Genomic DNA, 25,154 nt, shown 5'->3' with positions numbered 1-25,154 from the left:
ACGCGGCCGGTGCTCGAGCGACCCTCGGACGTGAGCGACGAGCAGGTGCTCGACGTCGTCCGGCGTCACTGGGAGCCCCGAGCCGACGGGGTCGAGCACCTGCCGGTCGGCTGGGGCGCGCACCACTGGCGGGTCGACGTCGCGGGTGAGCCGGTGCTCTTCGCCACCCTCGACCCGGACCTGCCGCGCCACATTCACGCGACGCTCGAGGCGGCCTACGGCTCGGCGGCGGCGCTGCACCTCGACTTCGTGTGGCCGAGCATCGCCACCGTCGGGGGTGCGTACGCCGTCCCGGCCGGCACGCGGACCTCGAGCGCGAACGGGTGGCTGGAGGGCACACGTCCCGAGGCCTCGGTCGACGAGCTGCCCGACCTGCTGGCCGCGCTCCACACCGTCGCGGCACCGTCGTCCGCCCGGGCCTGGACGACCGAGATCGTTCCGGACCTCGGCGATCGGCTGCGACTCCTGCTGCAGCAGGAGTGTCCGGCCCCCCTCGGCCCGAGCGCCCGCGAGCTCCTGCTCGAGCACCTGACGCGAGTCGGAGGCTGGGCGCGCGAGCACGCCCGGCTCCTCGACCTCGCCGACCCGTCGACGTACGTCGTCACCCACGGCGAGCCCCACGTGCGCAACCAGTGGCTCGCGCGCGGGCGCACGTGGCTCATCGACTGGGAGTCGCTCCTGCTGGCCCCGCGCGAGCGCGACCTCGCGACGCTCGTGCACGGGGGTCGCGACGTGCCGCACGACCCGAGGCTCGTGCGGCTCTTCGACCTCGAGTGGCGGCTCTCGGGGATCTGGTCGTTCGCCCAGTGGCTCCAGGGCCCGCACGCCGGCGACACCGACGACCGGACCGCCCTCGGCGGACTCACCGGCGAGCTGACCCGCCCCCACTTCGACGAGCGCTGAGACGCGTCATGGCGGCCGGTTGCCGAGGCAACCAGCCGCCATGACGTCGTACGGGTCGAGCAAGCGCCTCAGACCGAGGAAGCCGCCGGCGCGTCGTCCGAGATCGCGACCTCCCGCCGCTTCGAGATGACCACCGCGACGGTGATGATCGCGACCGCGACGAGGGCGATGACGATGCGCAGGGCGTCGTTCTCGTCCTTGCCGACGCTCATCGAGACGATGGCGCTCGCGATGAGCAGCGAGACGAGGTTCATCACCTTGATGAGCGGGTTGATGGCCGGGCCGGCGGTGTCCTTGAACGGGTCGCCGACCGTGTCACCGATGATCGTCGCCTCGTGGGCGGGCGATCCCTTGCCGCCGTGGTTGCCGTCCTCGACGAGCTTCTTGGCGTTGTCCCAGGCCCCGCCGGCGTTGGCCAGGAAGACGGCCATCAGCGTGCCGGCGCCGATCGCGCCGGCGAGGAAGCCAGCGAGTGCGGTGACACCGAGGCCGAAGCCGACCGCGACGGGAGCCATCACGGCCAGGATGCCCGGCGTGATCAGCTCGCGGAGCGAGTCGCGGGTGACGATGTCGACGACCTTGCCGTACTCCGGACGACCGGTGCCCTCCATGATCCCGGGGATGTCGCGGAACTGGCGGCGCACCTCCATCACGACCGCACCCGCCGCGCGGGCGACGGCGTTGATGGCGAGGCCGGAGAAGAGGAACACCACGGCCGCACCCAGCAGCACGCCGACGAGCACGCCGGGGTTGAAGACCGTGAAGTCGAGCGCCTCGGTGGCGCCCGACTCGAGGTAGGCCTCGGCGACCGAGGTGGCGTACGAGCCGAAGAGCGCGGTCGCGGCGAGCACGGCCGTCGCGATCGCGATGCCCTTGGTGATCGCCTTGGTGGTGTTGCCCACGGCGTCGAGCTCGGTGAGGATCTGCGCGCCCTCCTCGCTGACGTCGCCGGACATCTCGGCGATGCCCTGCGCGTTGTCGGAGACCGGGCCGAAGGTGTCCATCGCGACGATGACGCCGACGGTGGTCAGCAGGCCGCAGCCGGCGAGCGCCACGGCGAAGAGCGAGACGGTCAGGGTCGCGCCACCGAGCAGGTAGGCACCGAACACGGCAGCCCCGATGACCAGCGTCGTGTAGACCGCCGACTCGAAGCCGACGCTCAGGCCCGACAGGATGACGGTGGCCGGACCGGTGAGCGAGGTCTTGCCGACGTCCTTGACCGGACGGAACTCGGTGCCGGTGTAGTAGCCGGTGAGGGCGAGGATGCCCGCGGCCATCACGATGCCGATCACCACGGCGGCGCTGGCGACGAAGCGCGGGTCGCCGTCGATGGCGGCGAAGTCCGGGCCGAAGTCGGCGAACGATCCGGGCAGGTAGAGGTAGGACAGGATCACCGAGGCGACCGCGCCGATGGCGGCGGAGATGTAGAACGCGCGGTTGATCGTGGTGAGGCCGTTCTCCCCGGGGCGCGGCTTGGTGATGTAGATGCCGACGACCGCGGTCAGCGCTCCGATCGCCGGGATCAGCAGCGGGAAGACCAGGCCCTTGTCGCCGAAGGCGGCGGCGCCGAGGATCAGCGCGGCGACCAGCGTGACGGCGTAGGACTCGAAGAGGTCCGCGGCCATGCCGGCGCAGTCGCCGACGTTGTCGCCGACGTTGTCGGCGATGGTGGCGGCGTTGCGCGGGTCGTCCTCGGGGATGCCCTGCTCGACCTTGCCGACGAGGTCGGCGCCGACGTCGGCGGCCTTGGTGAAGATGCCACCGCCGACTCGCATGAACATGGCGAGCAGCGCGGCACCGAAGCCGAAGCCCTCGAGCACGTGGGGCGCCTCGTCCTTGAAGAGCAGCACCACGACGCTGGCGCCCAGGAGGCCGAGGCCAACGGTCGCCATGCCGACGAAGGCGCCGGTGCGGAAGCCGATGGTCATGGCCGGGTCGCGACCCTCGGTCTCGGCGGCTGCCGCGACGCGGAGGTTGGCACGGACCGCGAGACTCATGCCGAGGTAGCCGATGGCGGCGGAGAAGCCCGCCCCGACGAGGAAGAAGATGGAGCGTCCGATGCGTACGGCGACATCGTCGGCGGGCAGTGCGAAGAGGACCACGAACGCCACAGCGGCGAAGATCCCGAGAGTGCGGAACTGCCGCGTCAGGTAGGCGTTGGCGCCTTCCTGCACGGCCTGGGCGATGGTCTTCATGTTGTCGGTGCCCTCGCCGGCGGCGAGCACCTGCGACCGGAACATCGCGGCCATCCCGAGCGCGCCGAGCGCGATCAGGGCGACGACGACGACCAGCACGAGGTTGCCACCTTCGAGCTCCGGCTTCACGACTGCGGGCAAGATCCCCGTCATGCGTCCTCCTACTGGGACTGGATCACTTCCATGAACGCGCCGGAGTCTACGCAGACGTGACCCAGATCACGGTGCAGGGTGACCTACACCACACCGAGGCGTCGCGCCGGACGACGAAAAGCCCCTCCGGGCATGCCCGGAGGGGTGAGCGAGAGGGAGCAGGCGCCTCAGGCGCCCGGCGCGAGACCGAGGGCGTCGTGGATGACGAACACCTTGGCCAGACCGGTGATCCGGAAGATCTTGAGCAGTCGCTCCTGGGTGCACACCAGGTCGAGCGAGCCGTCGTGGGCGCGGACCTTCTTCAGGCCGCCGACCAGGACGCCGAGGCCGGTCGAGTCGAGGAACTCGACGGCCTCGAGGTCGATCACGATGTCGTAGGTGCCGGAGCCGACGAGCTCGGTGATGCAGTCGCGCAGCTTGGGAGCGGTGTAGACGTCGATCTCGCCACCGACCGTCACGAGGGCGCGACCGTCGACCTCGCGTGTCGCAAGGGTGAGATCCACGACTGCTCCCCGGTCCCCGAATTCGTTCGGACAGTGCGCCTGCGGGCACACCACTGAGCCCACATGTTCGTTCCGGGTGGTATCAAACCACGAGTCACACGGGTTTCGCAGGGCTCCCCAACAGATCACCGCTTCCGGGGGTGTCGGCACCCTTTGCGAGACTGCCCCGAGTGAGCCAGTCCCGTCCCCGCGTGCTGCCGCCGGTCGACGTGCTGATCCGGCGGCTCACCGGCGTCCCCGGCCGCGAGGACCGGCTCCGACACCTCGAGGTGCTGCCCGCGCGCGAGGCCGTCCACGAGGACTGGCCCGACTGGGTGCCCGATGACGTGCGCGGCGCCTATGCAGCCCACGGGGTCGCCCGGCCCTGGCGACACCAGGTCGTGGCGGCCGACGCGGCCCACGCCGGCGACCACGTGATCGTCGCGACGGGCACCGCGTCGGGGAAGTCGCTGGCCTACCAGGTGCCGGCGCTGTCGGCCATCCGCTTGGCTCGCGGGCCTCGCGGGGAGCGCGGCGCGTCGGTGCTCTACCTCGCCCCGACCAAGGCGCTCGCCCACGACCAGCTCGCCGGCCTGGAGTCGCTGCGACTCGACGTACGCCTCTCGGCCCACGACGGCGACAGCTCGCGAGAGGAGCGCGACTGGACGCGGGACTTCGGCGAGTACGTCCTCACCAACCCCGACATGCTCCACCGCTCGCTGCTCCCCTCGCACCACCGCTGGTCGCGGCTCCTGGGCTCGTTGCGCTACGTCGTCGTCGACGAGTGCCACCACTACCGCGGCGTCTTCGGGGCGCACGTGTCCCACGTGCTGCGTCGGCTGCGCCGCGTGTGCGCGATGTACGGCGCCCACCCGACCTTCGTGCTGGCCTCGGCCACCGTCGCCCAGCCCGGGGAGACCGCCTCCCGGTTGACCGGCCTCGACGTGGTCGCACTGACCCGCGACGACTCGCCGCGCGGCACGGTGTCGCTGCTGCTGTGGGAGCCGCCGTTCACCTCGCACTCCGGGGAGAACGGAGCACCCGTGCGGCGCGCCGCCTCGACCGAGGTGGCCGACCTGCTGGCCGACCTGGTGGCCGAGGACGTGCGCACGCTGGCCTTCATCCGGTCGCGGCGCGGCGCCGAGCAGGTCGCGCTGACAGCCGCCGGACTCCTGGCCGAGGTCGACCCGTCGCTCCCGGACCGCGTCGCGGCCTATCGCGGCGGCTACCTCCCCGAGGAGCGGCGCGCCCTCGAGGCCGCACTGCGACGTGGCGACCTGGTCGGGCTGGCGGCCACGAACGCGCTCGAGCTCGGCATCGACATCAGCGGCCTCGACGCGGTGCTGATCGCCGGCTTCCCGGGCACCCGGGCGGCCTTCTGGCAGCAGGTGGGCCGTGCCGGCCGCGGCGCCCAGGACGCCCTCGGCGTGCTCGTCGCCAAGGACGACCCGCTCGACACCTATCTCGTCACACATCCCGAGATGCTGATCGGTGCCCCGGTCGAGGCCTCGGTCTTCGATCCGTCGAACCCGCACGTGATGGGGCCGCACCTCGCGGCCGCGGCCCAGGAGTCACCGCTGACCCAGGCCGACCTCCCGCTCTTCGGCCCGACCGCGCGCGAGGTCGTCGACGAGCTGGTGGCGCTCGGCCTCCTGCGCAGCCGCCCGCGCGGGTGGTTCTGGACCGACCGCGGCCGGGCGGCGGACCTCGCGGACATCCGCTCGGCCGGGGGCTCGCCGGTGCAGCTCATCGAGGCCGACACCGGACGGATGATCGGCACCGTCGACGCCGGTGGTGCGCACAACCAGGCTCACCCGGGCGCGGTCTACGTCCACCAGGGCGAGTCGTGGCTCGTGGAGAGCCTCGACCTCGACCACCACGTCGCCGTCATGCGCCGCGACGAGCCCACCTTCAGCACGACGGCGCGCGAGGTCACCGACATCAGCATCGTCACCGTCCGCGAGCGCCAGACCTGGGGAGGGTGCGAGCTGGTGCTGGGTGAGGTCGACGTCTCCCACCAGGTCGTGTCCTACCTGAAGCGGCGCCAGCCGGGCGGCGAGGTGCTCTCGGAGGAGCCGCTCGACCTGCCGGAGCGGACGCTGCGGACGACGGCGGTGTGGTGGACCGTGCCCGACGACGTCGTCGCCGAGGCCGGGCTGGCGGCACTCGACGTGCCCGGCGCGGCACACGCGGCCGAGCACTGCTCGATCGGGTTGCTGCCGCTCTTCGCGACCTGCGACCGCTGGGACATCGGCGGCGTCTCGACGGCCCGCCACGCCGACACCGGCGTGCTGACCGTCTTCGTCTACGACGGCCACCCGGGCGGCGCCGGCTTCTCCGAGCGAGGCTTCCGGACCGCGGCCGGGTGGTTGTCCGCGACGCGCGAGGCGATCGCCAGCTGCGAGTGCTCGAGCGGCTGCCCGTCGTGCATCCAGTCGCCCAAGTGCGGCAACCAGAACAACCCCCTCGACAAGGCCGGCGCGATCTCCTTGCTCGACGCCCTGCTGTCGGGTGGTCCGCAGCCGCCGACTTAGGTCTACATTCGGACTCATGGTGATCCTGGGCCTCGGCCTCATAATCCTCGGCGGCATCGCGGTGCTCTCGGCGATCTTCGTCAGCGAGCCCGGCACCGGGGGCGAGCTGCTCGGCTTCGACGTGACGACCCTCGACTCCTTCTTCGTCGGCGTCGCCGCCGGAGCCGCCATCCTGTGGGGCTTCGCCGTGCTCAGGTGGGGCACCAAGCGAAGCCTCGCGCACCGCAAGGAGCGCAAGGAGCTGCACGACCTCAACGCCAAGCTCGAGCGCGTGGAGGCCGAGCGCCGCGCGGAGGGCCATGACCACGAAGGCCCCGACCGGGTGTGAGTCGTCCGGCTCTCAGGCCGGACCCGCGCGCGCCTCGGCGGTGACGCGCACCTCCCTCCACGGCACGGGTGGTCCGGCGACCGACACCTCGACCCTGACCTCCCGGCCCTCGACCAGGCACCTGTCGAGCACTGCGGTGTTGGCGAGGGCGACCTCGGCGGCCCGGCTGCAGGCGAGCTCGGGTGATGCGGCGCCGGCCAGGGCCGCCAGGTCGGCGGCCGCCTGGGCACGGCGCTGAGCGGTGACGAGGCCGCCCGCTGCGGCGAGCCCGACCATCACGAACATCAGCACGCCGGCCATGGCGACGACGAGCACGGTGGCCGCACCGTCCTCGGCGGTTCTCCTCACGGATCCTCCTCGGCGAGTGCGACGGCGTCCGCGGTGACCGTGACCCCGGGCAACGAGCCCAGCAGCCCGCCGGGCCCGGACACCCGGACCCTCGTCGTGACGACGACCCGGCTCGCCTCGATGGAGATCGACACCCGAGAGCCCTCCGGGGCCACCCGGAGGGCGAGGGTCTCGGCCGCGACGACGTCGTCACCTCGCGCGACCGCCCGGGCGGCCTCGCGCGACGCGTCGATCACCCGGACCTGGGCCGCACCGACCGCCAGCATCCAGACGAGGCCGGCGGTCAGCGCGACCAGGAGCGGGATCCCCAGCGCGAGCTCGGCGGTCGCCGTGCCCGACTCGTCGCGAGCCCCCGGCTGCATCAGCCGATGCCGAGCAGGCCCATGACGTGCTTGAAGAGCCGCTCGAGCAGCTGGTCGCCGAACTTGCCGGTGAGCAGCGTGTAGAGAAGCCCCGCGAACCCTGCGCCGGCGGCGGTGCCGACGGCGTACTCCGCGGTCGTGATCCCCGAGTCGTCGCGGGTGCGGCCCAACGTGTCCATCATCAGATCTCCTGTCGTCGTGGAGCTCCCGATGAGCTCCGTCGCCGTCCAGCCTCGGGCGGGCGCCGGACAGGTCGCACCTGCGAACGTCGGGGGCTGGGGACAGTGGTCGGATCGCACGACCTGTGGACGGATATCGGCCCACGACCAGGCGCGGGGTCGACGGCGCGGACACGTATGTCTGACCCGTGGCGGCTGCGTCTCCGCTGACCCACGGACACCACGGGCCCCCACCCAGAAGCCCGAGATCGTGGAGTTGCTGCGTCACCAGGTGACACGAGCACTCCATGATGATGTCCGGTCAGACCTCGAACGGCACCTCCTGGGCGGCGCCGAGAACGCGCTCCGGGGACCGGACGCAGCGCGGCCCGCGTCGACGGGAACGCCGAGGGTCACGGCGTCACCGAACCGAACAGCGAGGCGACGGTCGGCACCACGCCGAGCAGCATGAAGGCGGGCAGGAGGCAAGCCCCGAGCGGGATCGCCGCCGCGACCCCGACCCGGCGCGCAGCGTCCTCGGCGCGAGCCAGGGTCTCGCGCCCGAGCTCGTCGGCGAGGCGTTCGACGCCCCGCACGACGGACGCGCCCGAGGCGTGCGAGCGGACCATGGCGCGGGCCAGCGGGGCGAGCACCTCGTCCTCGGCGACGGCACCCCACGCCTCCGCGCCGACGGCACCCCACCGGGCGCGCTCGACGACCGGCGCGAGTCTGTCCGCGGCGGGACCGGGGAGGGCGGCGCAGACCTGTGCGAGCCCGGCCACCGGCTCGGCACCAGCGCGCAGGGTGGACGCATAGAGGTCGACGAGGTGCGGCAGGGTGCGCTCCACCTCCTCGCGGGTCCGCCGGGCGAGGGAGGACTCGGCGCCTGCCAGCAGGTGGTGCGCGCCCGCACCCGCGAGCAGGCCGGCCCCTGCGCCGGGCCAGCCGCCGACCACCAGCCACGCACCCACCGCGACGCCGACGACACCCCACGGCCGCACCACCGGTCGGGAGGTCGGGGGTGGACCGGCGACGCGCGGCAGGGCTGGCACGCAGGCCGCCACCGCCAGTGCCGCGCAGAGGACGCTGAGCCAGCTCACGGCGCGGAGGCCCGGTCGGCGAGGCGCTCGATCCACCAGAGGCCGAGGGCGAGCAGACCGAGACCGAGGCCGAGGCATGCCCACCCGACGGGAGTGGCCAGCAGGAACGACCACGGGTCCGACCCGGCACCTGAACCCATCAGCAGCACGGCGAGCGGCAGGCAGGCGACCAGACGCGCCGTCGCTCGGGCAGATGCCAGCTCGGAGTCGACGAGCCGTCGCGTGCGCCGCTGCGCCCGCAGTCCGGCTGCGGTGCGTTCGAGCGCGAGCGCCAGACCGTGTCCGGAGTCCTGGGCGACCTCCCAGGCACCGGCCACCCATCGCAGGTCGGTGGCCCCCGGCCGCTCCGCGGCCAGGCGTCTCAGGGCGTCGGGGACGTCGGCCCCGAGCCGGGACGCCTCCACCGCCGCCGCGAGTGGTGGCCACCGTGCACCGGCGGCGGCCAGCGCAGCGCCCGGCGGTCGACCGGCAGCGAGCTCGGCGGCCAGGAGGTCGCACACCTCCAGCACGGCCGCCCGGTCCGCCGCGGTCCCGCGCCGCCGGCCGAGCCGCGGCCATCTCAGCCAGAGTGCAGCGGGGGCAGCAACCGGCGGGGTGGTCCCGCGACGCGGCAGTCGGACCGGCGGCGCGGCAGGCACCAGCACCGCTGCCGCGACGGCGACGAGCAGGGCCGCCGGCCAGGCGCTCACCACGCCATCTCGTCGAGCCGGGAGGCCAGCGTCGCCGCGGCCGGACCGCGCACCACCCGGTCGCCGTCGAAGGTCGCCGCCGTGCGCAACGACACCATCCCGGAGGCGTCGCGCTCGGGCACGCCGAGCTCGACCACACGCCGGCGGCCGTCGTTGCCACGGCCGAGGTGGATCACCACGTCGATGGCGGAGGCGAGCTGGCTGTGCGCCGCGTCGCGTGGCAGCCCGGCGGCCAGCGCCAGTGCCTCGATCCGGGCCGGCACGTCGGCGGCGGAGTTGGCGTGGAGCGTCCCGCACCCGCCTCCGTGCCCCGTGTTGAGCGCCGCGAGGAGATCGACGACCTCGGCACCGCGCACCTCGCCCACCACGAGCCGGTCCGGACGCATCCGCAGCGCCTGGCGGACGAGTGTCTGGAGGGTGATCTGGCCCGCACCCTCGATGTTGGCCGGTCGTCCCTCGAGCGCGACGACATGGGGATGGTCGGGACGGAGCTCGCTCGCGTCCTCGACCAGGACGATGCGCTCGCCCTGGTCGACCAGCGACAGCAGGGCCGACAGGATCGACGTCTTGCCCGTGCCGGTCCCGCCGGAGACCAGGAACGCGCACCGCGAGTCGACCACCTCCTCGAGGAGGAAGGCGCCGTCCGGCGGGATGGCGCCGGCCGTCACCAGCTCCGGCAGGGTCCACACCCGCCCACGGGGAACCCGCAGCGACACCACCGTGCCCGACCGCGCCACGGGCGCGAGCACCGCATGGAAGCGCGTGCCGTCGGGCAACCGCACGTCGGCGTGCGGCGAGGCGTCGTCGAGCCGCCGGCCGGCCGAGGCCGCCAGGCGCTGGGCGAGCCGACGCACCGACGCCTCGTCGGGGAAGGAGACTCCGGCACGCTCGAGACCGCCGCCACGGTCGATCCAGACGTCATCGGGGCCGTTGACCAGCACGTCGGTGACGTCGGGGAGCCGGAGCAGGTCCTCGAGCGGACCGGCCCCGAGCACGTCGCGACGCAACACCTCGTGCACGGCGAGCACGGTCGCGTCGCCCACGGGCGAGCCGGACGCGCGGAGCGCCTCGGCCACCCGGTGGGGCGTCAGCTCGCCGGCCGAGCCCGCGAGCCGGCGGCGTACGTCGTCGAGCACGGCAGGGGGCACGGGAGCCGGGACAGCGGTGGTCATGCCGCCTCCGCGAGGAGGTCGCGGGCGGCTCGGGCGAGCGGACCCCGACCAGGCAGGGGCCCGAGTCCCCGGTCGAGCGACGCGGCCAGCCCCCGCTGGTCGCCCACCGCGGCCACGACCGGCAGGCCGGTCACCCGCGCGGCGTCCGCGTCGCCGACCCCACCCGGCCTGAGCACCAGGCCCGCCCGGCGCTCACCGAGCTCGGCCACCAGCCGCGCCGTCGCTGCGAGCCCCGCCAGCGTCGCGGGCGCGACCACGAGGAGGTCGTCGCACCGGTCGGCGAGCTCGGGCAGTGCTCCTCCGTGCCGGGCCAGGTCGAGGACGACGAGGTCGTGACCTCGAGCCGCCGAGGGCAGGATGCGCCGCACCGTCGGCACGTCGAGCCGACGCCGCAGGCCCGACCACGTGAGGACGCCGAGACCGTCGGTGCGGGGGACGCTCTCGCGAAGGGCGCGTGCCCCGAGCCGCCCCGCCGTGTCGACGAGCGCCTCCCACCGGGCACCGGGCCGCTCCTCCATGCCCAGCAGGCGATCGAGCCCCGGCCCGAGGGGATCGGTGTCGACCACCAGGGTCGGCGCGCGCACGGCATGGGCCTGGGCCAGGGCGCACGCGAGCGTCGTCGCACCGGCGCCGCCCGCTCCCCCGACCACCCCGACCACCCGCCCCGGCGACGCACGCTCACCGACGTCGGCGAGCGCGTCGACGAGCCAGGACGCGGCCGAGGGCAGGTCGACCACGGATGCGGCGCCGAGCTCGACCGCGTGGCGGAAGGCGGTGTCGTCGGGCGTGGTGCCGACAAGGTGGACGCCCGGCCGACGAGCCGGAGCCAGCGCCGCCACCTCGCCGGCGAGGTCCGTGCCGACCAGCACCAGGTCGGCTCCGCTCCAGGACGCGAGGGCGAGGGCGGGCTCGGCGGACACCTCCGTCCCCACCCCGGCTGCTGCGCAGAGCGGGACGACGGCCTCGTGGACGGACGGGGAGCGGGTGATGAGCAGGACGGACATGACTCGAGCGTCGTGCCGGCCACCGACGTCGAGCAGCCCCCGCCGGGACGTCTTGTGGACAACTCCCCTGCAGCCCTCCCTGTGGACGGTTGGTGGCCCGTGCCACGTCCGCCTGAACCACCATCGGCGTGGGACCGCGCCCCTACGATGGACGCATGTCCCGCCCCACCGCGGCCTTCTTCGACCTCGACAAGACGATCATCGCCAAGTCGAGCACGCTGGCCTTCAGCCGCGAGTTCCAGGCGGGCGGGCTCATCTCGCGGCGGGCCATGCTGCGCTCGGCGTACGCGCAGTTCGTCTTCTTCACCGGTGGCGCCGACCACGACCAGATGGACAAGATGCGCGAGTTCGTCTCGCAGCTGTGCGCCGGGTGGGACGTCGCCACGGTCCGTGAGATCGTCCACGAGACCCTCACCACCATCGTCGAGCCGCTGGTCTACGACGAGGCCGTCAGCCTGATCGAGGAGCACCGCGCGGCGGGACGCGACATCGTCATCGTCTCGGCCTCCGGTGCCGAGGTGGTCGAGCCGATCGGTCAGCTGCTCGGCGCGGACCGCGTGATCGCGACCCGGATGGAGATCGTCGACGGGAGGTACACCGGCACCATCGACTACTACGCCTACGCCGAGGAGAAGGCGCGTGCGATCGAGCACCTCGCGGAGACGGTCGGCTACGACCTCTCCGAGTGCTTCGCCTACAGCGACTCGGTCACCGACGTCTTCATGCTCGAGGTGGTCGGGCACCCGTTCGCGGTCAATCCCGACAAGGAGCTGCGCCGGACGGCCACCGAGCGCGGCTGGCCCGTGCTGAGCTTCGTGCGCCCGGTCGCCCTGCGACGACGGATCCCCGTCCCGCCGGCGAAGCCGACGATCGCGGCCCTCGCCGTGGGCGGCGCGGTGGCCGCCGGCGGTGTGCTGTGGGCCAACCGCCGGCGCCGCGACCACGGCGCCTGAGGGCGGCTCGGCGTCCTACTCTCCGGTACTCGGACGCTCACCGAAGCCCGGCAAAGTCAACCCTTGTGGGGCGGGGCCGGCAGGGGTAGGACTGGGGAAGAACTCCACAGCAGCACGTGACTCCCCGGTACCCACGCGGCGATCCACCCATCCGATGGGGTGCTGACCGGTCGGGACCTGCCCGAGGCAGCGATTGAGAAGAGCACGCCTGGTAGCCACGGCGTCACGTGTCAGCGGCGGCACCCGGTCCACGTGAGCGGGTGCCGCTCGCACGTCCGAGGTGCGCACCCGCGCGGGCGGCCATCTGCCACTGGACTACCCCCGGAGCGGCGACGCCTCGGCCCCGGCGGCGAACGCCTCGGCGCCGTAGAGCGCCCAGGCGTGGACCCCGCTCGGCCCGCCGTCGCGGTAGGCGCGGAGGTTCGACTCGTACGCCGACCGGTGCGCCAGGTGCCCGGCCTCGGGCACGACGAGCGACTTGGCGTCGACCCCGCGCGAGACCAGCACGAGCCGCTCGAGGGCCCGGGCGACGATGCCGTTGTGCGAGGCGAAGGGTGCAGCGCTCGCCACGTCGGCGTGGGCGATGGCAGCCACCAGCAGCGCCGGCGCCGAGGTGCCGGAGACCAGGAGCTCGGCGACCCCCCGGAGCCGGTCGGCCGAGGCGGCGTCGCGCGGACGCCCCAGCTGTTCGGGGCCGAGCGACGAGGACCCGACGACCGTGTGCAGTCGGGCGATCGCCTGCAGCGGAGCGGTCTTGAGCAGCGGGGCCAGGGCGAGCATCGAGGCCGAGAGCCGCACCGCGTCGGCGGCGATCGCGTCGGCCTCGCCCGCGCGGACCTCCTCGAGGCTCGAGGAGGACCCCTCGAGCACGGCGCTCGCGTGGGCGCCCCGCAGCAGCGACTCGGCCGTCATCTCCGGCGACGTACGCCGCAGGCCGCGGTCGCGCAGCATCACGTCGATCCCGTCGCGGGTGCCGGCGTAGGCCGAGGGCACCCCGTCGAGGTCGGTGAGCCAGGCCAGCGGGTCGGTCATGGGCCAGACGGTAGTGGCCCTCAGTCCGACACCGGCCGGGAGCCCTCGTGCGGGAGCAGCGAGATCTTCTGCCAGATCTTGCGTGACATCCCGGTGGTGAGGGTCTCGAGGTCGCTGACGGTGGTCAGGACGAGGGAGTCGCGCGACTCCTCCGCGCACAGGGCGGCGACCTTGCCGATCAGCGAGAGCATCTCCGAGCAGTAGTCGAGGTAGTGCTCCATCTCGGCGCGGGTGAGGTCGACGCGCACCGACTCGTCGGTCCGCACGAAGTCGGGTCGCAGCCGCTCGGGGTCCTTGGTCAGCTGGTGCATGTCGACGATGTGCGCGAGCGAGCGCAGGCGGTGCAGCAGGTCGAGCAGGCGCCCGCGCTCGAGTCGCTGCGGGAGGGCGTAGAGGAACCACAGTGCCAGCCCGGCGAAGACCAGGTCGTTGATCGCCGACTCGATCAGCGGCACCCACTCGAAGGAGCGGTCGGGACCGGCCCGTACGGCGTCGCGGAACGCGAGCGCGAAGACCGCCACCGTGGCGACCAGGACGACCACGGCCGCGACGCGCGAGCCCAGGCGGACCCACCGCAGCCGGCCACGGACGGCGCTCGAGCCCTCGGCCACGTCGGTCGTGAGCACCGCGAGCTCACCGACGACGGCGAGCAGGCCGCGCTCGGGGAAGCGCGCCCGCACCCGCGACTCGAGGCGCGAGACCGTGTCCTGCACGGGCCCGGCGTCGAGGCGCTCGAAGGTCGTCACGCACAGCAGCGTAGGGGCGTGGCGCGCCCGCCGAAGGGATACGGTGAGCGCGATGAGCGACGAACACCCCGCCCCCGCACCGGTCGACCGCGCGCGCTCCTTCGGCTCGGTCGCCGACGCCTACGACCGCGGGCGTCCGTCGTACCCCGCCGAGGCGGTCGCGTGGTTGATGGGCGGAGAGGCCAAGGTCGTCCTCGAGCTCGCCGCCGGCACCGGCAAGCTGACCCGCCAGCTGGTCGACCAGGGACACGCGGTCTTCGCCACCGAGCCCGACGAGGCGATGCTCGCGGTGCTCCGCGCGCGCGTGCCGGAGGTCAGTGTCAAGGTCGCGACGGCGGAGGAGGTCCCCGCCAACGACCGGTCCGTCGACGTCGTCGTGGTGGCGCAGGCGTTCCACTGGTTCGACCACGACGCGGCGCTGGCCGAGATCGCCCGCGTGCTCAAGCCCGGCGGCCACGTGGCGCTGGTGTGGAACAGCCGCGACGACCGGATCCCGTGGGTCCGCCGACTCGGCGACATCCTCGGGATGCAGGACGGCAACACCACCTCCGCCCAGCACCTCGCCGACAGCGACCTCTTCGGCGAGCTGGAGGAGACGACGTTCAAGAACTGGCAGGAGATCGACCGCGAGTCGATCCTCGACCTGGCCCGGTCACGCTCGAGCTTCGCCACGATGGACGACGCCGAGCGCGAGGACAACCTCGCGAAGGTGCTGGCGTTCTACGACGACTACGGCCGCGGCATGGACGGCATGCAGATCCCCTACGTGACCCGCTGCTACCGCGCGGTCGTCGCCGATCCCGCGGGGCCGGATCCCTCCGGGCTGCCGACCTCCGGGCCGGACGGGTCGTCCCAGGAGGGTCCGTCGGTCAGCGACGGCACCGACACCGACATGCTGCTCATCGACTTCCGGTAGAGCCAGGTCGCACCTAGGGTCGCTGGCGTGGCGCGATGGCGGTGGCGGCGTACGTCGCTGGGTGGCGAGGCCGACCGCGCCGCCTTCCGCGCCCTGCACAACGCCTCGCTCGCGAGTCCGGCGCTCCGCGAGGGTCTGACCACCGCGAGCGCCGAACGCTCGGTCCGCCACCTGCGGGCGCTGCTCGGGACCCCGGCCGCCGGGCTCGGCGACACCAGCGGCCTGCTCGCCTGGGACGGCCTCGGCGGCCACCACCGCGCCCAGCTCGCGGGCACGATCGCGCAGGTCTCGGAGACCGGGCGGACGATGATCGTCGACGAGCGGACCCTGTCCTGCCAGGACGGCGGGTGCGAGGTGCGGCAGGCGATCGTGAGCCCGCTGGTCGCCGAGGACACCCTCGTGGGGGCCCTGGTCGTGGGTGCCCCGCACACCACCGGCGGCCTGGTGCGAGCGGCCGACGAGGTCGCGTCCTGGGTGAGCGGCCAGCTCGAGCTCGCCGAGCTCGACCTGTCGCGCAACCGCCTGATGGAGGCCGAGGTGCGTGCGTTGCGCGCGCAGATCAGCCCCCACTTCATCTACAACTCGCTCGGCGCGATCGCCAGCTTCGTGCGCACCGACCCGGACCGGGCGCGCGAGCTGCTGCTCGAGTTCGCCGACTTCACCCGCTACTCCTTCCGCCGCCACGGCGAGTACACGACGCTCGCCGAGGAGCTCCGCTCCGTCGAGCGCTACCTCCTCCTCGAGCAGGCGCGGTTCGGTGACCGGCTCCAGGTGACCCTCCAGGTGGCGCCCGAGGTGCTGCCCGTCGCGGTGCCGTTCCTCTGCATCCAGCCCCTGGTCGAGAACGCCGTGCGCCACGGTCTCGAGGCCAGCGCCGACAAGGAGGACGGCGTCGGCCGGCTCTCCATCACCGCCCGCGACCTCGACCAGGAGTGCCTCATCGAGGTCGAGGACGACGGCACCGGCGAGGATCCCGAGCGGGTCCGCCAGGCGCTGGCCGGCGACACCTCGATGGACTCCGTCGGGCTCGGCAACGTCGACGCGCGGCTGCGCAACGCCTATGGCGACGACTACGGTCTGGTCGTCGAGACCGCACCGGGCGCCGGCACGAAGGTGATCGTGCGGGTGCCGAAGTTCGCCCCCGGAGTCCAGGTATGAACGCACTACGAGTCCTCGCCATCGACGACGAGCGTCCTGCCCTCGACGAGCTCACGTTCCTGCTCGGCCGCGACCCGCGCATCGGCGAGGTGATGGGCAGCGACTCGGCGACCGACGCGCTGCGCGTGCTGCAGGCCGAGGAGGTCGACGCGGTCTTCCTCGACATCCAGATGCCCGGGCTGACCGGGCTCGACCTGGCCCAGGTGCTCTCCCGCTTCAGGTCGCCGCCGCCGGTGGTGTTCGTGACGGCCCACGAGGAGCACGCCGTCGCCGCCTTCGAGCTGCGCGCGGTCGACTACGTCCTCAAGCCCGTGCGCGAGGAGCGGCTGGCCGAGGCCGTGCGACGCGTGGTCGAGGCCGGCAGTCCGGCGCCCTCGGGCGACGTGCAGATCCCGGTCGAGCGCGGCGGCGTCACCCGGTTCGTCAACCGCTCCGAGATCACGCACGTCGAGGCGCAGGGCGACTACGCCCGACTGCACACCGCGGACGGCTCGCACCTGGTGCGCACGCCCCTCTCGTCCCTCGCCGAGCAGTGGGCCTCGGCCGGGTTCGTGCGGATCCACCGCTCGGTCCTCGTCGCGCTCCCCCACGTCGAGGAGGTGCGCAGCGAGGGCGGCCGGGTGAGCGTCGTCATCGGCGGCACCGAGCTGTCGGTCAGCCGCCGGCACAGTCGCGAGCTGCGGTCCGTGCTGACCCGACGCGAGCCGCTCGGGTGAGGGTGCCGCCGTGAGCGAGCAGCCGCCACCCCGGGTCCGGGTGACCGGCCCGCCGCGGCGTCGCGCGGACGTCGTACGGTCGCCGGGGACGCGGGAGATCGACGCCGAGACCGCCCTGGGCGAGGTCTTCATGCGCTCCCTGCTGCGCGAGCAGCTGCTGCTGGCGGTGCGGGTGCTGGTCGCGCTCACGCTGACGCTGGGCCTGCTCCCGCTGGTCTTCCACCTCTGGCCCGGGCTGGGCGAGGTGGAGGTCGGCCCGCTCCCGCTCGCCTGGCTGCTGCTCGGCGTGCTGACCTACCCGTGGCTGGTGCTGCTCGGCTGGGCCTACGTCCGCCGGGCCGAGGGACACGAGCGCGACTTCGCCGACCTGGTGGGCTCGGCCGACGAGGAGCCGGGATGAGCACCTCGTGAGCGCCGACGTCGTGCCCGGGGTGGTCGCGGTCGTCCTGGTCTCCCTGGCCACGCTCGCGATCGGCACGTGGGGACTGCGGATCTCGCGGACCACCAGCGACTTCCTCGTGGCCTCGCGCACGGTCCGGCCACGGCTCAACGCGAGCGCCATCGGCGGGGAGTACCTCTCCGCCGCGTCCTTCCTCGGCGTCGCCGGCCTGCTGCTGACCTTCGGCGCCGAGATGCTCTGGTACCCGGTCGGCTGGACCGCGGGCTACCTCGTCCTGCTGGTGCTGGTGGCAGCGCCGCTGCGTCGCTCGGGGGCCTACACCCTGCCCGACTTCGCCGAGGCGCGTCTCGGGTCGCGCGGGGTCCGCAAGCTCTGCTCGGTGCTGGTCGTGATGATCGGCTGGCTCTACCTGCTGCCGCAGTTCCAGGGCGCCGGCGTGACGCTGCGGGCCACGATCGACGCCCCACCCTGGGTGGGCTCGCTCGTCGTGGCGGTGGTGGTGCTGGCGTCGGTCAGCCCCGGCGGGATGCGCTCGATCACCTTCGTGCAGGCCTTCCAGTACTGGCTGAAGCTGACCGCGCTGCTGATCCCGGTCTGCGTGCTGCTCGCGATCTGGGTGTCCGACGGCGCCGCGGACCCGGTCGCGACCGCACCGAGGTCGTGGTCGATCCCGCTCGCCGACCCGGGCGGCGGCATCGGGCTCTACACGACGTACTCGCTGATCGTGGCCACCTTCCTCGGCACGATGGGACTGCCGCACGTGGTCGTCCGCTTCTACACCAACCCCGACGGGCGCGCTGCACGTCGGACGACGCTGGCGGTCCTCGGGCTGCTGGGGATCTTCTACGTCATCCCGCCGGTGTACGGCGCCCTCGGCCGCATCTACGCGCCCGCGCTCGCCGACGGTCGCTCCGACGTGCTGGTGCTCGAGCTGCCGAGCCTGATGGTGGGCGGACCTCTCGGGGCGACGCTGACGGGGCTGGTGACCGCCGGTGCCTTCGCCGCGTTCCTCTCGACCAGCTCGGGGCTCACGATCGCCGTGGCCGGCGTGCTCTCGCAGGACGTCACCGGCCGGCGTTGGGGCTCCCACCGCCTGGGCGGGGTGGCGGCCTTCCGGGTCGCGGCCGTCATCGCCGTCGTCGTTCCGCTGCTGATGTCGGTGCCCGCCCAGGACGTGGCCGTCGCCCGGACCGTCGGTCTGGCCTTCGCGGTGACGGCCTCCACCTTCGCGCCCCTGCTGATGCTCGGCATCTGGTGGCGGGGGCTCACCCCGGCCGGCGCGGTGGCCGGCCTGCTGGTCGGTGGCCTGGGGTCCGGGGTGGCCGTCGCCTGGACCCTCGCGACGTCGTCGTCGTCGGGCTGGGCGGCCGCCCTCCTCAGCCAGCCCGCGGCCTGGTCGGTGCCGGCGTCGCTCCTGACCATGGTGGTCGTCTCGCGCCTGACCCGGGCCTCCGTGCCGGCCCACGCGGGCCGCTTCATGGTGCGCCTGCACACGCCGGAGGCCGTCGAGCTCGAACGCGGGTAGTCGTTCGTGGCACCGGCCCTCCAGTGCCGGGGTATCGTCACCACCAACGTCCGCTGCGCGTCCAGCGCAGCCCCGGCTTGGGGAAGCCGGCCAGCCGGACGGGTGCGTGGGGGAAACATGCGAGTGAAGACGTACGTCTCGGTCCTGGCCGTGCTGGCAGCGCTGGCGTGGGTGCCGGCATCGGCGTCGACGGCGACGTCCGCCGCCCCGACCCCCGATGCACGGTCCACAGGCACGGAGATCGGTCTCTGGGACTCGGACTTCGGCGCCCAGATGACGGCGGCAGACTGCGGTCGCTGGACCCTCGACGACCAGGGCTTCTGCACCGCGGACGACGTCCGCAACGGTGTCGAGCTCGGGACGAAGTTCCAGACCTCGCGTGCCCTGGCCGTCACCGGGGTCCGGGTCTACCGCGTCGATCCCGGTCAGGTGACCGGCACGCTGTGGGACGCCGACGGCACCCGGCTGGCGACCGGGAGGTTCGCGCCGCAGACGACCGCCGGCTGGCAGGACCTCGTCTTCGACGAGCCCGTCACGATCCGACCCGGTCGCACCTACATCGCGTCCTACTACTCACCGGCGACCAGGTACGCGTTCCGCTACGGGTTCTTCGACGACGAGCTCACCCGAGGACCCGTGACTGCGCTGCGTTCGGTGGCAGGCGACCCCAACGGCGTGCACTGCTACGACGTGGCCACCTGCCAGTACCCCTCCAGGGCCTTCCGGAGCTCCACCTACTGGGTGACGCCGCTGTGGAGCGTCCCGCAGGGGCAGCCCGTCCCTCCCCCGGCGGTGCCCGCGCCGCCGGCCGACGTCGACGGCCCCAGCGTGCGGGTGACTGTCCCGACCCAGGGCAACAAGCGGGTCCGCACCCGGCAGAGGATCCGGATCACCTTCTCCGAGCCGGTCCGGGCCGCCCTGCTGACCAAGGCCACCGTGCGCCTGGTGCGCGTCGGGCACAAGCGTCCCGTGCCGGCCCGCCTGCGCTACGACGTGGGTCGCCACCGCCTCTCGCTGACCCCGAGGTCTCGCCTGCTCCCGCGCACGACCTACCGGGTCGTGGTGTCCACGGCCGTCGCCGACCTCGCCGGCAACCGCCTCGACCAGGACCCCACCAGGCCCGGCCTGCAGCGCGCGACCTGGACCTTCCGGACCCGTTAGCCGACCCGAGCCCGTGGCCGCGGAGGTCAGCAGCATGAGTGCGGGCCGGTGTCGCTTCCCACACGAAATCCACAAAACGGTCACAGAAGGCGCGCTGGTTGGTTAACGTCCTGACGATCACCTCGTCCCCCGCCAGGAAACGCCGCCATGAACGCACCGCGCCCGACCCGCCGCACGCTGACGCGTGCGGCTGCCTGGACGGTGCCCGTCGTGGCGGTGGCGACCGCGGCACCGGCGTTCGCTGCCTCGCCGTGCAACTGCCCGGAGTTCTACTTCCAGCCCTTCCCCAACTCCGGCACCCTCGGCAACGGGTGGGCGATCTCCACCGTGTCCGGAACCCAGGAGGGCGGCGGCACCAACCAGTTCATCAGCGGCGGGGTCTTCGATCCGCCGGGCGACCCCGCTGCCGGCAACACCCTCGTCGTGCAGGCAGCCAGGACGATCTGCGTGACGGCCGGCAGGACCTACCGGTTCACCTACGGCTACACCGCCTACCTCGCGAACCCTCGACCCCAGACATCGGTTCTCCGGGTCAACGGTGTCAACGTCACCGGCAGCACCATCGACACCACCTCGAGCGGCGCGTCAGGGTCCCGCGCCGTGACGTGGACGGCCAACACGACCGGCAACGTGACGATGGCCTTCGTCCACACCACTGCGGCCGACGCCAACTCGCGCATCGGCAACGAGATCAGGATCAACAACGTCGCCGGCACCTGCTCCTGACCTCGACCGGGCCGTGATCACGCCCAGCCGCTCGTGCTCCATCGCGTCGGCGGTCGTCCGACCTCCCGGCAGCCGTCAGCGTCGCAGCAGCAACGCGGAGTCGCCGAACTCGTGCCAGAGATAGCCCTCGGTCACCGCGGCGTCGTACGCCGCCTGGGTGAGGCTCTCGCCTGCCACCGCCTCCACCAGCAGCAGGTGCGAGGCCATCGGGTCGTGCCAGCCGGTGATGAGTCCGTCGACGATCCGGGGCGGACGGGCAGGTGTGACCACCCGCGAGGTCCAGCCCCGGCCGGCGACGACGTGGCGGCCGAGCACGGACGACTCGACGGCGCGCGTGGCGGTCGTGCCGACGGCGACCACGCGCCCACCGTTCTCGCGCGCCCCGTTGATCGTGCGCGCACTGGTCGCCGGGACCTCGAACCACTCGGGGCCGGGGGCCTCGCCGGCCTCCTGGGAGGACACCCCCGTGTGCAGGGTGACCGGTGCGACCTGCACACCGCTCGTCACCAGGTGCGTCACCAGCGACGGGGTGAACGGTCGCCCGGCGGACGCCATCTCGGCGCTGCCGGGGTGGATGCCGAAGACGGTCTGGTAGGCCTCGAGCGGGTAGGGCCGGTCGAGGTAGCCGTAGGCGATGGGCCGTCCGTTCCAGGCGAGCTGGCGGTCCAGGTCCCCGCGGACCGACGCACGCCACAGGCGGTTGCCGGCACCCGTCGGTGACGACGGCGCGTCCGCCGGCCACGACGAGCGCAACGCGAGGCGTACGTCGCCCACCTCGACGACGTCACCCACTGAGGCGTCGAGAAGGGCGCGGGCCGCGTCCGGTGCCGTACGCAGCTCGACGACCCGGTCGCCGTCCTCGAGGTGGTGGGCGACGTGCACCACGACGGGCGCCCCGTCCAGGGTGGCGTCGATCTGACCGGGCACGGTGGCCGACGTGTTCACGACGAGCACGTCCCCGGCGTGCAGCTGGTCGGGCAGGTCGCGGAAGCGCACGTGCTCCAGCCCGTCGGGCGTGCCCACCAGCAGGCGGACCTCGTCCCGCTCGAGCCCCCGCCACTCGGCGGGCTGCGGCGCGAACGCGGATGCCTCGAAGTGGGTGCGTGGCGTCTCGGTCAGGGTGCTCATCAGAGGTCCTCCGCCCGGTAGCGGCCCGACTGCGGACGCGTGTCCAGCAGCGCTAGCAAGCGGGGGACGACCGTCGCGGGCAGGGGGCGGTCGGAGATGTCCTCGTCCGGGAAGGCGTCCTGGTGCATCGCCGTGCGCATGTCGCCCGGGTCGACGGCGTAGGCCCTCACACCGGTCTCAGCGCCGTAGGTCAGCGTCACGTGGTCCAGCGCGGCCTTGCTCGCGCCGTAGAGGCCCCACGTCTCGTAGTGGTGGACCGCCGCGTCCGAGCTGATCGAGAGGAGCACACCGCCCGAGTCCCGGAGCCACGGCAGGAGCTGGGAGGTCAGGACCATCGGTCCACCGATGTTGGTGCGCCACACGTCCTGCAGGTCGCCGATGTCGACCTCGGCCAGTGGGCGCATCGGGAGCGGCCCCAGCGTGCTCGCGTTGTGCACGAGCAGGTCGAGCCGACCTCGACGCTCGACCTCTGCCACCAGCTCGGCCCGGTGGTCGGCATCGGTCAGGTCGCCCACGACCACCGTCACCTCGTCCGGCAGGCCGGCCTCCTCGAACTTCTCCTCTCTGCGCCCGTCGGTCAGGACGTGCCAGCCCTGCTCCGCCAGTGCCGCGGTCAGGGCCAGGCCGAGCCCGGCCGATCCTCCGGTGACCAGAGCCACCCTTGCTCTCGCTCGCGTGTTCATGAAACCATCGTTCAAGTTGAAGTGAACTTGAGTTCAAGGGGTGTCGATGGATCCGCGTGATCTGCTGCCGATGGGTGAGATCTCGAGCCGCAGCGGGTTCGCTGCGTCAGCGATCCGCTACTACGAGGCCGAGGGCCTGATCGAGGCGCACCGCTCGGGCGGCGGCCAGCGTCGCTTCGAGCGCAGCGCGCTGCGGCGGCTGGCCTTCATTCGCGCCGCGTCCAACGTCGGGCTGAGCATCGACGAGATCCGGGAGGAGCTGGCGCGACTCCCTGACAACCGCACGCCCACCAAGGCCGACTGGCACCGGATCTCGAAGCACTGGCGTGCGCGGCTCGACGAGCAGATCGCCGCGCTCGAGCGACTCAAGAGCGGCCTCGACAGCTGCATCGGGTGCGGCTGCCTCAGCCTGCGCAGCTGCGCCTTCTCCAACGCCGGCGACTGGGCGGCCGAGCAGGGTCCCGGCGCCCGGCTCCTGCCCGACTCGATGCGCAAGCCGCACCCCACCCGGCGCACCGCGGGGTAGTCACCTCACGCTGAAGAGCGTCAGCTGCATGCCGTCAGGGGCGGCGACCCGGGCGTTGCGGTCGCCCCAGGGCGTGTCCCTGACGGACGCGACCGAGGTGGCGCCCGCCTCGACCAAGGCGGCCGAGGCGGCGCCGGCGTCCGGGACCCTGAGCGCGAACCGGACCTTGCCGGAGACGCGCTCCCCCACCTCGAGGTCGTCGACCATCCCTGCCTGCCGCTCGTCGAAGAGCTCGAGCGTGGCGTGGCCGGCGTCGAGCAGCAGCACCCGACCCTGGTCGCTGCTCCAGTCCTCGACCTGCGGCAGCCCGAGCGCGTCGCGGTAGAGCCGGACCGCCGCATCGAAGTCGTCGACGGTCAGCGTGATGCGGAACTCCTGGACATCGCTCACCCGGCGATCATCGGACCTGAGGTGCACCTGAGGTCAAGGCCGGCTCAGCCGCGGGCGAGGCGCGGGGTGTAGCGATCCCGCAGGAAGCCTGCCTGCAGGCCGTTGTCCTCCCACACGAAGGCGTCGTCCTGGCTCCACGCGGCGACCGACGTGCTCACCCACGACGGGTCGCCCAGGCACCTGCGGGGCAGCACCACGCGCGCCCGGTCCCGTGCGTAGTCGACCTTGGCCGAACCGGTGCACCGCGTGCCGCGCCGCCAGATCGTCACCTTGCCCTGCCGCGCGCGCTGGGTGGCCCACAGGTCCCACGACGCGCCACGCGTGTCGCTGCGCAGCTCGCCGAACACGCTGAACACCCCGCGCGGGCCCGGTGGCACGAAGATGTCGTCGAAGGCCACCGTCATCACCACCTTCGAGCGACCGTGGCGCACGGCGATGCTCGTGATGTCGGGGTTCGCGCGGGTCGGGACGGCCGTGTAGTCGTCACCGTCCCCGGAGCGGGTGAGGCGTTGTACGTCGCGGGCGGGATCCTCGCCCCGGAAGGACTCCGCGTGGGCGGGGGTCGTGGTCAGTCCGGCGACAGCGGCGAGGGCGGCCGCGAGCACAAGTCGGCGCATGGGTCCGAGGATGCTCCTGCCGCGACTGCGATGTCCACGAGCTCCCACGGGCGCCGGGGAGGCGGGACCGCTCAGGAGAGGTCGCGCACACCCGACGACAGCTCGTGGAGCGCCTGCGCGAGCGTGACCCGCGGCTCCCAGCCCCAGCGGCGGGCCCGGTCGGCGACGATCCGGCCGGTCCAGACCGGTCCGTCGTCCCAGACGGGGTCGACGCCGAGCGCGTCGGTCACGGTGCCGAGGTAGTCGCGCTGGGTGGCCGGCTCGCCGGCGACGTTGACGCACGTGCAGCCACCCGCGAGCGGACCGACCTCGGGATCGTCGCTCACCGGGATCGCGCCGGTCGCGACCTCGGCGACCAGGGCCGCGAGGTCGTCGACGTGCACCCAGGCGAAGGTGGCGTCGGGACGGGAGTGGCGCTGGGCCTCGTCGTCGCGGACCTGCGCCGGCCGGAGCGTGTTCCAGACGGAGGTCGCCCCGGCACCGAGGATCGCCGGCGGTCGCACCAGCACCCGCGTGGGCCCGCCGAGCCGGTCGAGTGCCGCATCGACGTCCCTCTTGATGACGCCGTAGTCGTCGCTCCCGTCGGGGACGAGCGTGCCGTCCTCGTCGACGTCACCCGCACCGGGACTGCGGTCGTAGACACCGGCCGTCGAGACGTGGACCAGCACGGGCACCCCCGCGTCGGCGGCTGCCGACGCGATGACCATCGTCCCGTCGAGGCCGACCCGGCGCTGGGTCTCGGCGTCGCCACCGAGCGGGTGCACGGTCGTCACCAGCGCGTCCGCCCCGGTGACCACCTCGGCCGCGAAGCCCGCGTCCGCGAAGTCGCCCACGTGCTCCTCGGCACCCGGCAGGTCGGGTGCGGCACCCGGGCGACGTACGACGGCGCGCACCGTGGCACCCCGCTCCACCAGGGCAGCCACGACGTGCTCGCCCACGAGTCCGTTGGCACCGGTCACGACGACGACGGGAGAAGCTACGACTGAGGTCATGGCCCCACCCTGCCAGTCGACCGACCGCTCGTCGTGCCCAGCCCACCGCTCACCGCG

The 25,154-nt window shown here is 73.2% G+C and carries 28 protein-coding genes; 12 read left to right on the top strand and 16 right to left on the bottom strand.

What is annotated here, in order from left to right:
• The first annotated feature begins 9 nt into the window (after nucleotides 1-9).
• Nucleotides 10-903 (top strand): phosphotransferase family protein, encoded by an 894-nt coding sequence (locus IEZ25_RS12955; protein WP_191199860.1) that lies wholly within the window; start codon nucleotides 10-12, stop codon nucleotides 901-903.
• Nucleotides 904-971: 68 nt separating this feature from the next.
• On the opposite strand, the gene IEZ25_RS12950 is transcribed toward IEZ25_RS12955, so the two are convergent.
• Together IEZ25_RS12950 and IEZ25_RS12945 are read right to left on the bottom strand one after the other, a co-directional pair.
• Nucleotides 972-3,251: a sodium-translocating pyrophosphatase gene (locus IEZ25_RS12950; RefSeq protein ID WP_191199859.1), complete on the bottom strand. Its 2,280-nt coding sequence runs from the start codon at nucleotides 3,249-3,251 to the stop codon at nucleotides 972-974.
• Between the two features lie 167 nt (nucleotides 3,252-3,418).
• Nucleotides 3,419-3,754 (bottom strand): anti-sigma factor antagonist, encoded by a 336-nt coding sequence (locus tag IEZ25_RS12945; RefSeq protein ID WP_191199858.1) that lies wholly within the window; start codon nucleotides 3,752-3,754, stop codon nucleotides 3,419-3,421.
• 170 nt (nucleotides 3,755-3,924) lie between these two features.
• Here IEZ25_RS12945 and IEZ25_RS12940 point away from each other — a divergent pair, with 170 nt between their 5' ends.
• Nucleotides 3,925-6,267, top strand: coding sequence for a DEAD/DEAH box helicase (locus IEZ25_RS12940; RefSeq protein WP_318152211.1), 2,343 nt, complete (start codon nucleotides 3,925-3,927; stop codon nucleotides 6,265-6,267).
• A gap of 16 nt (nucleotides 6,268-6,283) precedes the next feature.
• Nucleotides 6,284-6,595: a hypothetical protein gene (locus IEZ25_RS12935; RefSeq protein WP_191199857.1), complete on the top strand. Its 312-nt coding sequence runs from the start codon at nucleotides 6,284-6,286 to the stop codon at nucleotides 6,593-6,595.
• Between the two features lie 12 nt (nucleotides 6,596-6,607).
• On the opposite strand, the gene IEZ25_RS12930 is transcribed toward IEZ25_RS12935, so the two are convergent.
• The 7 genes from IEZ25_RS12930 to ssd all read right to left on the bottom strand — a co-directional run bounded on the left by IEZ25_RS12930 (nucleotide 6,608) and on the right by ssd (nucleotide 11,428).
• A complete protein-coding gene (locus IEZ25_RS12930) occupies nucleotides 6,608-6,943 on the bottom strand; it encodes an Rv3654c family TadE-like protein (protein ID WP_191199856.1) in 336 nt (111 codons plus the stop codon).
• Nucleotides 6,940-7,305, bottom strand: a complete 366-nt coding sequence (locus IEZ25_RS12925) for a TadE family protein (RefSeq protein ID WP_191199855.1) — start codon at nucleotides 7,303-7,305, stop codon at nucleotides 6,940-6,942. The genes IEZ25_RS12930 and IEZ25_RS12925 overlap by 4 nt, the downstream gene beginning before the upstream one ends.
• A complete protein-coding gene (locus IEZ25_RS12920) occupies nucleotides 7,305-7,487 on the bottom strand; it encodes a DUF4244 domain-containing protein (protein WP_224748968.1) in 183 nt (60 codons plus the stop codon). The genes IEZ25_RS12925 and IEZ25_RS12920 overlap by 1 nt, the downstream gene beginning before the upstream one ends.
• A gap of 389 nt (nucleotides 7,488-7,876) precedes the next feature.
• Nucleotides 7,877-8,563: a type II secretion system F family protein gene (locus IEZ25_RS12915; protein ID WP_191199854.1), complete on the bottom strand. Its 687-nt coding sequence runs from the start codon at nucleotides 8,561-8,563 to the stop codon at nucleotides 7,877-7,879.
• On the bottom strand, nucleotides 8,560-9,252 hold the full coding sequence (locus IEZ25_RS12910; protein ID WP_191199853.1) for a type II secretion system F family protein: 693 nt from the start codon (nucleotides 9,250-9,252) through the stop codon (nucleotides 8,560-8,562). The genes IEZ25_RS12915 and IEZ25_RS12910 overlap by 4 nt, the downstream gene beginning before the upstream one ends.
• Entirely contained in the window at nucleotides 9,249-10,424 is a 1,176-nt protein-coding gene (locus IEZ25_RS12905) for a TadA family conjugal transfer-associated ATPase (RefSeq protein WP_191199852.1), read from the bottom strand. Before IEZ25_RS12905 ends, IEZ25_RS12910 begins: the two co-directional genes overlap by 4 nt.
• Nucleotides 10,421-11,428 carry a septum site-determining protein Ssd gene (gene ssd, locus IEZ25_RS12900; protein WP_191199851.1) on the bottom strand — a complete coding sequence of 336 codons (1,008 nt, stop codon included), beginning with the start codon at nucleotides 11,426-11,428 and terminating at the stop codon, nucleotides 10,421-10,423. Before ssd ends, IEZ25_RS12905 begins: the two co-directional genes overlap by 4 nt.
• A 155-nt stretch (nucleotides 11,429-11,583) precedes the next feature.
• Between ssd and IEZ25_RS12895 the strand changes: the two genes are divergently transcribed.
• Entirely contained in the window at nucleotides 11,584-12,381 is a 798-nt protein-coding gene (locus tag IEZ25_RS12895) for an HAD family hydrolase (RefSeq protein WP_191199850.1), read from the top strand.
• A gap of 315 nt (nucleotides 12,382-12,696) precedes the next feature.
• Here the strand turns inward: IEZ25_RS12895 and IEZ25_RS12890 are convergent, their stop codons facing one another.
• Both IEZ25_RS12890 and IEZ25_RS12885 read right to left on the bottom strand, forming a co-directional pair.
• A complete protein-coding gene (locus IEZ25_RS12890; RefSeq protein ID WP_191199849.1) occupies nucleotides 12,697-13,413 on the bottom strand; it encodes a Fic family protein in 717 nt (238 codons plus the stop codon).
• Nucleotides 13,414-13,433: 20 nt separating this feature from the next.
• Nucleotides 13,434-14,159: a hypothetical protein gene (locus IEZ25_RS12885; RefSeq protein WP_224748966.1), complete on the bottom strand. Its 726-nt coding sequence runs from the start codon at nucleotides 14,157-14,159 to the stop codon at nucleotides 13,434-13,436.
• Nucleotides 14,160-14,211: 52 nt separating this feature from the next.
• Between IEZ25_RS12885 and IEZ25_RS12880 the strand changes: the two genes are divergently transcribed.
• The 7 genes from IEZ25_RS12880 to IEZ25_RS12850 all read left to right on the top strand — a co-directional run bounded on the left by IEZ25_RS12880 (nucleotide 14,212) and on the right by IEZ25_RS12850 (nucleotide 20,761).
• Complete coding sequence (locus IEZ25_RS12880) at nucleotides 14,212-15,075, top strand: class I SAM-dependent methyltransferase (protein WP_191199848.1); 864 nt, start codon at nucleotides 14,212-14,214, stop codon at nucleotides 15,073-15,075.
• A gap of 27 nt (nucleotides 15,076-15,102) precedes the next feature.
• The gene (locus tag IEZ25_RS12875) at nucleotides 15,103-16,233 is read left to right on the top strand and encodes a sensor histidine kinase (RefSeq protein ID WP_191199847.1); all 1,131 of its coding nucleotides are present in this window, start codon (nucleotides 15,103-15,105) and stop codon (nucleotides 16,231-16,233) included.
• Nucleotides 16,230-16,949, top strand: a complete 720-nt coding sequence (locus IEZ25_RS12870; RefSeq protein WP_191199846.1) for a LytR/AlgR family response regulator transcription factor — start codon at nucleotides 16,230-16,232, stop codon at nucleotides 16,947-16,949. Before IEZ25_RS12875 ends, IEZ25_RS12870 begins: the two co-directional genes overlap by 4 nt.
• Before the next feature lie 10 nt (nucleotides 16,950-16,959).
• Nucleotides 16,960-17,349: a hypothetical protein gene (locus IEZ25_RS12865; protein ID WP_191199845.1), complete on the top strand. Its 390-nt coding sequence runs from the start codon at nucleotides 16,960-16,962 to the stop codon at nucleotides 17,347-17,349.
• A gap of 7 nt (nucleotides 17,350-17,356) precedes the next feature.
• On the top strand, nucleotides 17,357-18,874 hold the full coding sequence (locus IEZ25_RS12860) for a sodium/solute symporter (RefSeq protein ID WP_191199844.1): 1,518 nt from the start codon (nucleotides 17,357-17,359) through the stop codon (nucleotides 18,872-18,874).
• Between the two features lie 117 nt (nucleotides 18,875-18,991).
• The gene (locus tag IEZ25_RS12855; RefSeq protein WP_191199843.1) at nucleotides 18,992-20,035 is read left to right on the top strand and encodes a DUF4082 domain-containing protein; all 1,044 of its coding nucleotides are present in this window, start codon (nucleotides 18,992-18,994) and stop codon (nucleotides 20,033-20,035) included.
• Nucleotides 20,036-20,182: 147 nt separating this feature from the next.
• A complete protein-coding gene (locus IEZ25_RS12850; protein ID WP_191199842.1) occupies nucleotides 20,183-20,761 on the top strand; it encodes a hypothetical protein in 579 nt (192 codons plus the stop codon).
• A gap of 75 nt (nucleotides 20,762-20,836) precedes the next feature.
• On the opposite strand, the gene IEZ25_RS12845 is transcribed toward IEZ25_RS12850, so the two are convergent.
• Nucleotides 20,837-21,889 (bottom strand): S-adenosylmethionine:tRNA ribosyltransferase-isomerase, encoded by a 1,053-nt coding sequence (locus IEZ25_RS12845; protein WP_191199841.1) that lies wholly within the window; start codon nucleotides 21,887-21,889, stop codon nucleotides 20,837-20,839.
• On the bottom strand, nucleotides 21,889-22,572 hold the full coding sequence (locus IEZ25_RS12840; protein ID WP_191199840.1) for an SDR family NAD(P)-dependent oxidoreductase: 684 nt from the start codon (nucleotides 22,570-22,572) through the stop codon (nucleotides 21,889-21,891). Before IEZ25_RS12840 ends, IEZ25_RS12845 begins: the two co-directional genes overlap by 1 nt.
• Nucleotides 22,573-22,618: 46 nt before the next feature.
• On the opposite strand from IEZ25_RS12840, the gene soxR reads away from it, so the two are divergent.
• Nucleotides 22,619-23,098, top strand: coding sequence for a redox-sensitive transcriptional activator SoxR (soxR, locus tag IEZ25_RS12835; protein ID WP_191199839.1), 480 nt, complete (start codon nucleotides 22,619-22,621; stop codon nucleotides 23,096-23,098).
• Here the strand turns inward: soxR and IEZ25_RS12830 are convergent, their stop codons facing one another.
• The 3 genes from IEZ25_RS12830 to IEZ25_RS12820 form a co-directional block, all read right to left on the bottom strand.
• Entirely contained in the window at nucleotides 23,099-23,488 is a 390-nt protein-coding gene (locus tag IEZ25_RS12830; protein ID WP_191199838.1) for a VOC family protein, read from the bottom strand.
• 44 nt (nucleotides 23,489-23,532) lie between these two features.
• A complete protein-coding gene (locus IEZ25_RS12825) occupies nucleotides 23,533-24,105 on the bottom strand; it encodes a hypothetical protein (RefSeq protein ID WP_191199837.1) in 573 nt (190 codons plus the stop codon).
• 71 nt (nucleotides 24,106-24,176) lie between these two features.
• Nucleotides 24,177-25,097 (bottom strand): NAD-dependent epimerase/dehydratase family protein, encoded by a 921-nt coding sequence (locus tag IEZ25_RS12820; RefSeq protein ID WP_191199836.1) that lies wholly within the window; start codon nucleotides 25,095-25,097, stop codon nucleotides 24,177-24,179.
• Nucleotides 25,098-25,154: the final 57 nt, after the last annotated feature.

Source organism: Nocardioides hwasunensis (assembly GCF_014779665.1).
Taxonomy (GTDB): Bacteria; Actinomycetota; Actinomycetes; order Propionibacteriales; family Nocardioidaceae; genus Nocardioides; species Nocardioides hwasunensis.
The sequence above is the reverse complement of the archived record's forward strand: the minus strand, read 5'-3'. Positions and strand labels throughout refer to the sequence as shown.